This is a genomic window from Sphingobium quisquiliarum P25 (assembly GCF_000445065.1).
Taxonomy (GTDB): Bacteria; Pseudomonadota; Alphaproteobacteria; order Sphingomonadales; family Sphingomonadaceae; genus Sphingobium; species Sphingobium quisquiliarum.
This window is the reverse complement of sequence record NZ_ATHO01000051.1, coordinates 19,463-27,456: the sequence shown is the minus strand read 5'-3', so window position 1 is coordinate 27,456 and position 7,994 is coordinate 19,463. Positions and strand designations below refer to the sequence as shown.

The window sequence follows — 7,994 nt, the reverse complement described above, 5'->3', positions numbered from 1 at the left end:
GGCGCTGCCCCCGGCCGGGCGGCTGCGGCAGCATCTGGCGGCGGGCGCGATGCTGCACGGCATCTACCTGACCGTCAGCTGGTGGGCGGTCTATCATGGCATGCCAGCGGGCATCATGTCGCTGCTGGGGGCGCTGCAACCACTGATGGTGGCGGTGGCCAGCGTCGCGCTGCTGGGCGACCGGCTGCCGGGGCGCGCCTGGGCAGGCCTCGGCATCGCCATTGCGGGCGTCGGATGCGTCCTGCTGCCAGCGATTGAGCGGTCCGGCATCGACGGCATCCCGGTCCTGCCCGCCATTGCCGGGCTGGCCGCCATCATCGCCATGACCGGCGGCACGCTGGTCCAGCGGGGTTCGATTTCCGGCGACGGCATCTGGGTTTCGGGCGCGGTGCAGAATGCGGGCGGCGCGCTGGTCGCGATCGCGGCGGCGCTGACGATCGGCGAAGCGCGGTGGGACAATGCGCCGCTGCTGTGGATCGGCCTTGGCTGGTCGGTGCTGGGGTTGTCGGCGGGCGGGTTGTCGCTGCTCGTCTGGCTGGTGCGCACGCAGGGGGCGGCGCGCATGTCGATGCTGCTGCTGCTCGTCCCGCCCCTCGCCGCGATCGAGGCATGGGCGCTGTTCGGCGAGCGGCTGGGGCCGGTGCAGCTCATCGGCTTCGCGCTGGCGCTGGCGGGCGTGCTGCTCGGCCGCTCGCCGGGAAGGCGCGAGCCAGTGGCGGAGCCTGCCTAGGCCCTAGCTTTCCCGCAGCCGCTCATGATGGCGGATCACCTCATCGATGATGAAGCGCAGGAATTTCTCGGTGAAGTCGGGGTCGAGCTTCGCATCGGTCGCAAGCTGGCGCAGGCGGGCGATCTGCCGTTCCTCCCGCCCCGGATCGGCGGGCGGCAGCGCGTGGGAGGCCTTATATTCCCCCACGGCCTGGGTGATCTTGAAGCGTTCGGCGAGCATGAACACCAGCGCGGCGTCGATATTGTCGATGCTCTCGCGATACCGGTTCAAACTGTCGTCCACGCCTGTCCTCCAAATTTCGCGCTTTTTTGCGCCTTCCCGCTGAACGCGCAAGCTATTCCCGCTTGCCATCTGCATTTTGCACCGCCACATGGGCCGGGTCATGACCGCACCCGCTTCCGGCAATGTCCATCCCATCGGCCGCGCCAACGGCGCGCCTTCGCTCGACCCGATGATGGCCCTCGTCGCCGGGGGCATGAACCAGGTGAACGCGGTGATCCTGGACCGGATGCAATCGCGCATCCCGCTGATCCCCGAACTGGCGGGCCATCTGATCGCGGGCGGCGGCAAGCGGATGCGGCCGATGCTGACGCTCGCCTGCGCCGACCTCGTCGGCTATGCCGGGACGCGCCACTACAAGCTGGCCGCCGCGGTCGAGTTCATCCACACCGCCACCCTGCTGCATGACGATGTCGTGGACGGATCGGGCCTGCGCCGGGGCCGCAAGACCGCCAACATCATCTGGGGCAACAGCGCCAGCGTGCTGGTAGGCGACTTCCTCTTTTCCCGCTCCTTCGAACTGATGGTGGAGGCGGAATCGCTCAAGGTCCTCAAGATCCTGTCCAACGCGTCGGCGGTGATCGCGGAGGGCGAGGTCAACCAGCTGACCGCCCAGCGCCGGATCGACACGAGCGAGGAGCAGTATCTGGACATTATCGGCGCGAAGACCGCCGCCCTCTTCGCCGCTGCCTGCCGCATTTCGGCGGTGGTCGCCGACCGTGATGAGGCGGAGGAAAAGGCGCTGGACGTCTATGGCCGCAACCTTGGCATCGCCTTCCAGCTCATCGACGACGCGATCGATTATGAATCGGACGGCGCGACCATGGGCAAGGATGCGGGCGACGACTTCCGCGACGGCAAGGTGACCTTGCCGGTGATCCTGGCCTATGCACGCGGATCGGAAGAGGATCGCGCCTTCTGGAAGCAGGCGATAGCGGGCAACCGGACCAGCGACGAGGATCTGGCCCGCGCCACCCAGTTGCTGCGCTCCACCGGGGCGATCGACGACACGCTGGCCCGTGCGCGCCATTATGGGCAGCGGGCGATCGACGCGCTCGGCCGATTCGACGCAGGCACGGCGAAGGCTGCGCTGGTGGAAGCTGTCGAGTTCGCCATCGCGCGCGCTTATTGAGGGTTTTTCCTCCCCTCACGTTTCCCTATGCGTCCGGCGGAGGGACGACCCGTCCGCCTTCGCCGCGGCAAGCGGAATCAGAGCGGGAGCGTCAGCTGAACATATGCGGTCATGATCCTTTCTCCTGAAACGCTCGGCTTCCTGATCGCGGCGGCGCTGATGGCCGGGTGCATCGACGCCATGGCGGGCGGCGGCGGCCTCATCACCCTGCCCGCCCTGATGGCCGCAGGCGTGCCGCCGGTCGCGGCGGTGGCGACGAACAAGCTGCAATCGTCCATCGGCACCTTCGGCGCATGCATCGCCTATGCGCGGGCGGGACATATGGACGTGCGCGCCTATCGATGGCCGATCGCCGCTGCCTTCGCCGGGTCGGTGGGCGGGGCGTGGCTGTTGCAACGGGTCGACCCGTCGATCCTGGCCGGGTTGATGCCGGGCCTGCTGATCGCGCTCGCCGCCTATTTCACCTTTTCCCCCCGGATCAGCGAACTGGACCGGCACAGCCGCCTCGGCATTGCGGGGCTCAGCCTGCTGATCGGCATGGTGGGCTTTTATGACGGCTTCTTCGGCCCCGGCGCTGGCGCTTTCTACACGACCATCTTTCTGGCCATGGGCGGCCTGGGGCTGGTGCGTGCGACGGCACAGACGAAAGCGGCCAACCTTGCCAGCAATGTGGCCGGTCTGCTGACCATGATCGCGGGCGGCCATGTGATCTGGGCCGCTGGTCTCGCCATGGCGGTGGGCAGCATCACCGGGGGCCAGATCGGATCGCACCTCGCCATGCGCTTCGGGAGCAGGCTGATCCGCCCGCTGCTGATCATCATGTCGCTGGGGCTGACGGCGAAGATGCTGCTGGACCCGAAAAATCCCGTGCATCAACTGCTGTTCGGCTGAGCCCCAAATCCTCCCCATCGCAAGAGGGGAAAGGGATCAACCGTAAGGCTGGTCGAGGGCAAATACGAGCCCTTCGCCCGTTTCCCATCCACCAACGGCTGCGCCGGCAGTCCCCTTCCCCACGTCTTCGGCACAGGAAGGATTTCACAAGCCAATAAAAAAGGCGGCGCTCCTCAGGAACACCGCCTCTCTTGTCTCGACCGTCAGGCCGCGAGGATGATCAATCCTCGCTGCGGACGTCGCGGCGCTCGGCGATGCGAGCGCGCTTGCCGGTGCGGCCGCGCAGATAATAGAGCTTCGCACGGCGCACGACACCGCGGCGGACCACGGTGATCGAATCGATGTTCGGCGAATAGAGCGGGAAGACGCGCTCCACACCCTCACCGAACGAAATCTTGCGCACGGTGAAGTTGCTGCCCATGCCCTTGTTGGAGCGGGCGATGCAGACGCCTTCATAATTCTGGACGCGGCTGCGGTCGCCTTCGACGACCTTCACGCCGACGCGCAGCGTATCGCCCGGACGGAATTCCGGGATATCCTTGGCGAGAGCCGCGATGTTTTCGGCCTCGATCTGCTGGATCAAGTTCATTCAACTCAGTCCTTCGTTTCGCGTTGCGCACCAGAGGGCGGCTGGTCCCGAACGCCGATATGACGTTCCCAAAGGTCCGGCCGCCTTAGCCGTGTGTCTTCTTCCGCCCTTTGTTTCCGCCAGGCGGCGATTTTCGCATGATCCCCCGATCGCAACACTTCAGGGATCGCGCGCCCTTCCCACAGAGCGGGCCGGGTATAGTGCGGATATTCGAGAAGGCCGCTTTCGAAGCTCTCTTCATCCCCACTGGAAGCCGCGCCCATTACTCCGGGAAGCAACCGAATGCAAGCGTCCAGCAGCATCAGCGCGCCCATCTCTCCGCCGGACAGGATGATGTCGCCCATGCTGATCTGCTCGACGGGACGCGCTTCGAAAATGCGCTCGTCAAATCCCTCGAACCGGCCGCACAGGATGGTCGCGCCGGGCCCGGCGGCCAGTTCCCGCACCCGCGCCTGGGTGATTGGCCTGCCGCGCGGGGTCATGGCGATCACCGGCAGATCGGGCCGCTTCTCCAGCGCATGATCGATGGCAAGCCCCAATATGTCGGCGCGCAGCACCATGCCCGCCCCGCCGCCCGCAGGCGTGTCGTCGACAGTGCGATGCCTGTCCGTCGCAAAGTCGCGAATGTGGATGGGATCGCAACTCCATTTCCCCTCCATGAGCGCCCGTCCGGCGAGCGACACGCCCAACGGCCCGGGAAACATCTCCGGGTAGAGGGTCAGGATCTGGGTGGTGAACGTCATATTTCGCGGAGCCGGGAACGCACTATGCCACAGTCATGCTGAACGTGTTTCAGCATGACGCTAAAAGCGGATGGCCGTTCCAGCCCATCAGACCGCAAACGCCGCCTCGATCACCGCCCGATCCCCGGCAATCGTCACCGCATGCATCGGCGCCATGAAGCGCTTGCCGTTCGGCCGCTCGACCTCGATAATGTCGCCCGCGCCGAAATTCTCGACCGCCACGATATTGCCCAGCCCTTCACCTTCGGTAGAGAAACAGGGCAGGCCGATCAGGTCGGCATGATAATATTCGCCCTCTTCCAGCGGAGGCAGGGCAGAGCGGGGCACCGTAAGTTCCGTGCCGCGCAAGGCTTCCGCAGCGCTGCGATCGCCAATCTCGGCGAACCGCGCGACAGCGCCATTGGGGCCGGGGCGCACTGATTTTAGCGTCAGCACCCGCCCCGCCGCATCGAAGCTCTTGTAGGATTTGAGGGCCTCGGCCCCCTCTCCGAACAGCTTCAGGCGGACTTCGCCCGTCACCCCATGCGCGCCGATGATGACGGCCAGAGTGACGGGCTTGCCGGTCAAGTCGATCAGCCTTCGGCCTGTTCTTCAGCCGGAGCAGCTTCGGGCGCGGCTTCTTCGGCGGGCGCTTCGGCCGGAGCGCTGGCGGCTTCTTCAGCGGCCTTGCGGGCTTCCTCGGCCTCCGCAGCCTTGGCGGCGCGGTCTTCGGCGCGTTCCTTGGCCTTCTGGCCCGGCTCCGCCTTCTTCGGGTTGCTGCGGGCGGCGCGTTCCTTCACGCCAGCGGCGTCCAGGAAGCGGGCGACGCGGTCGGTCGGCTGCGCGCCGGCGGCAACCCAGTGCTTCGCGCGCTCGACATCCAGCACGACGCGCTTTTCATCGCCCTTGGGCAGAACGGGGTTGTAGCTGCCGATGCGCTCGATGAACTTGCCGTCGCGCGGGGCGCGGCTGTCGGCCACGACGATGCGATAATAGGGACGCTTCTTGGAACCACCGCGCGAGAGACGAATGGACGTTGCCATGAACTTGACCTTACCTTTCTGACTTAACCTGTTGAAACTGTTTATTTTTTCATGAAATTCTGAAAACCGGGCGGCAGGTTCGGCATGTTGCCGCCGCCAAGTCCCGGAAGCCCGCCCAGATCGGGCCCGCCAGCGCCGCCGGGTCCGCCAAGCCCACCCAGCATCTTGTCCATGCCGCCGCCGGTGAACATCTTGGCCAGCCCTTTGAGGCCGCCCATCTTGCGGATCTTCTTCATCGCCGTTTCCATCTCCTGATGCATTTTCAGGAGCTTGTTGACTTCCTGCACGGTGCGGCCGGAACCCTTGGCGATACGGATCTTGCGCTTGGCGTTGATCAGGGCGGGTTTCTCCCGCTCCTTGGGCGTCATCGATCCGATCATCGCGTCGAGATGGATCAGCGTCTTATCGTTCGTGCCGCTCGCCGCCATCGCCTGCTGCGCTTTCTTAAGGCCCGGCAGCATGCCCGCCAGCGCGCCAAGGCCGCCCATGCGGCGCATCTGGTTGAGCTGCGAGCGCAGGTCGTTCATGTCAAACTGACCCTTCGCCATTTTCTTGGCGAGCTTGTCCGCTTCCTCGGCATCAATGGTCTCGGCCGCCTTTTCGACCAGCGACACGACGTCGCCCATGCCCAGGATGCGTTGCGCCACGCGCGCGGGGTGGAAAGGCTCGATCGCGTCCAGCTTTTCGCCGGTGCCCGCGAATTTGATCGGCCGCCCCGTGACCGCGCGCATCGACAGCGCCGCGCCGCCGCGCGCATCGCCGTCCATGCGGGTCAGCACCACGCCGGTCAGCGGCACCTGAGCGGTAAAGCTGGTCGCGACATTCACCGCGTCCTGACCCGTCAGCGAATCGACCACCAGCAGGATTTCCGCCGGGTTGGAGACTTCGGCGACCGCCTTCATCTCGTCCATCAGCGCCTGATCGACGTGCAGGCGGCCCGCCGTGTCGAGCATCACCACGTCAAAGCCTTGCAGCTTCGCCGCCTGCAATGCGCGCTTGGCGATCTCGACCGGCTGCTGGCCCGGCACGATCGGCAGCGTCGCGACATCGGTCTGGGTGCCGAGGACCGCAAGCTGCTCCTGCGCGGCCGGGCGCTGGACGTCGAGCGACGCCATCAGCACCTTCTTACGCTCTTTTTCCTTGAGGCGCTTGGCGATCTTCGCGGTGGACGTCGTCTTGCCCGACCCTTGCAGGCCGACCATCATGACGACCGCGGGCGGCGAAACGTCGATCAGCAGGTCGGACGCTTCCGACCCCAGCGTTTCGGTAAGGGTGTCGGAGACGATCTTGACGACCATCTGCCCCGGCGTGACCGAGCGCAGCACGTCGCTGCCGACGGCCCGTTCGGTCGCCTGCTCCACGAACTGCCGCACGACGGGAAGCGCGACGTCGGCCTCCAGCAGCGCGATTCGCACCTCGCGCATCGCGGCGCGGACATCGTCCTCCGTCAGCGCGCCGCGCCCACGAAGCTTGTCGAATACCCCGCCCAGACGATCGCTTAGCGAATCGAACATCATCACCTCATTTGAGCCGCAAAGGCCCGGAAAACAGCGCCACCCCGCCAAACGACAAAATCGCCGGCGGGCGAAACCTCGCCGGCCAGCGTCCATCCGGCGCCCCTGTTGAGCGCCATGGATTTGTCAGGGTATCGGACGGAAAGCCGCCTGATTGCGAGCGCCCTTTAGCGCATGGCGGGTCGCCGCGCAACCATCTGTTCCCTCGTCACCCCGGATCGGGTCCGGGGTGACGGAAGCCGGCAAGCGCCGCTCTAGCCTTTTCCCGGCGCGCGCCCTACATGCGCCCGTCTATGGGACGCTTCTCCAAGATGCACGGCTTAGGCAATGATTTCGTCGTGATCGACGCGCGCGAAGGCGGGGTCGAGATGACGGCGGCGCGCGCCCAAGCCATTGCCGATCGCCATGCCGGGATCGGCTGCGACCAGCTGATCCTGATCGGGCCATCCGAACGCGCGGACGTGTCGATGCGCATCTTCAACAGCGACGGCAGCGAGGTGGAAGCCTGCGGCAACGCCACCCGCTGCGTGCCCCTGTTCGTGGGGCGCGACGTGCTGATCGAGACGAAGGCAGGCCTGCTGGACGCGAAGGCCGTCGACGGCGGGGCGAGCGTCGACATGGGGGCGCCGCGGCTCGATTGGGACGCCATCCCCCTCGCCTACGCCATGGACACGCTGGCGATGCCGGTGAGTTGGGAAGAATTGCCCGCGCCAGCAGCGGTCAATGTCGGCAATCCCCATGTCATCTTCTTCTGCGATGATCTGGACGCGGTTGACGTCGAGCGGCTGGGTCCACTGATCGAGACCGATCCGCTTTTCCCCGCCCGCGTGAACGTCAACTTCGCGCAGATCATCGGCGAAAACCACATCCGCCTGATCGTCTGGGAGCGCGGCGCGGGCCTCACCCGCGCCTGCGGCACCGGCGCCTGCGCCACGGCGGTGGCGGCGGTGCGGCGCAAGCTGGTCAGCGGCCCGGCGAAGGTCAGCCTGCCGGGCGGCGACCTCGTCATCGACTGGCGGCCTGGCGGGCACATAGTGATGACCGGGCCCGCCACCCATGTCTTCGACGGCGAGGCTGACTGGGCGCGCTTCTGA

Annotated in this window: 10 protein-coding genes; 4 read left to right on the top strand and 6 right to left on the bottom strand. The window is 66.3% G+C overall.

The genetic code is table 11. The features are described 5' to 3' along the window. Window positions 1–730, top strand: a 730-nt coding sequence (locus L288_RS28045) for a DMT family transporter (protein WP_021237492.1), incomplete at its 5' end; no start/stop codon positions are given. A gap of 3 nt (window positions 731–733) precedes the next feature. On the opposite strand, the gene L288_RS0121360 is transcribed toward L288_RS28045, so the two are convergent. Further along, window positions 734–1,012 (bottom strand): chorismate mutase, encoded by a 279-nt coding sequence (locus L288_RS0121360; RefSeq protein WP_030538996.1) that lies wholly within the window; start codon window positions 1,010–1,012, stop codon window positions 734–736. A gap of 100 nt (window positions 1,013–1,112) precedes the next feature. On the opposite strand from L288_RS0121360, the gene L288_RS28040 reads away from it, so the two are divergent. Both L288_RS28040 and L288_RS28035 read left to right on the top strand, forming a co-directional pair. Next, window positions 1,113–2,141, top strand: a complete 1,029-nt coding sequence (locus L288_RS28040) for a polyprenyl synthetase family protein (protein WP_021237490.1) — start codon at window positions 1,113–1,115, stop codon at window positions 2,139–2,141. 111 nt (window positions 2,142–2,252) lie between these two features. Further along, window positions 2,253–3,032 carry a TSUP family transporter gene (locus tag L288_RS28035; RefSeq protein WP_021237489.1) on the top strand — a complete coding sequence of 260 codons (780 nt, stop codon included), beginning with the start codon at window positions 2,253–2,255 and terminating at the stop codon, window positions 3,030–3,032. A gap of 220 nt (window positions 3,033–3,252) precedes the next feature. Here L288_RS28035 and rplS read toward each other — a convergent pair whose 3' ends face one another. From rplS to ffh, 5 genes are all read right to left on the bottom strand, one after another. After that, entirely contained in the window at window positions 3,253–3,621 is a 369-nt protein-coding gene (rplS, locus tag L288_RS28030) for a 50S ribosomal protein L19 (protein WP_021237488.1), read from the bottom strand. Window positions 3,622–3,626: 5 nt separating this feature from the next. Further along, window positions 3,627–4,364, bottom strand: a complete 738-nt coding sequence (gene trmD, locus L288_RS28025) for a tRNA (guanosine(37)-N1)-methyltransferase TrmD (protein ID WP_021237487.1) — start codon at window positions 4,362–4,364, stop codon at window positions 3,627–3,629. 87 nt (window positions 4,365–4,451) lie between these two features. Beyond that, complete coding sequence (gene rimM, locus L288_RS28020) at window positions 4,452–4,931, bottom strand: ribosome maturation factor RimM (RefSeq protein ID WP_021237486.1); 480 nt, start codon at window positions 4,929–4,931, stop codon at window positions 4,452–4,454. Window positions 4,932–4,936: 5 nt separating this feature from the next. Next, entirely contained in the window at window positions 4,937–5,386 is a 450-nt protein-coding gene (gene rpsP / locus L288_RS28015) for a 30S ribosomal protein S16 (RefSeq protein ID WP_021237485.1), read from the bottom strand. A gap of 41 nt (window positions 5,387–5,427) precedes the next feature. Next, a complete protein-coding gene (gene ffh, locus L288_RS28010; RefSeq protein WP_021237484.1) occupies window positions 5,428–6,903 on the bottom strand; it encodes a signal recognition particle protein in 1,476 nt (491 codons plus the stop codon). A gap of 290 nt (window positions 6,904–7,193) precedes the next feature. Here ffh and dapF point away from each other — a divergent pair, with 290 nt between their 5' ends. Next, window positions 7,194–7,994, top strand: a complete 801-nt coding sequence (gene dapF / locus L288_RS28005; protein ID WP_021237483.1) for a diaminopimelate epimerase — start codon at window positions 7,194–7,196, stop codon at window positions 7,992–7,994.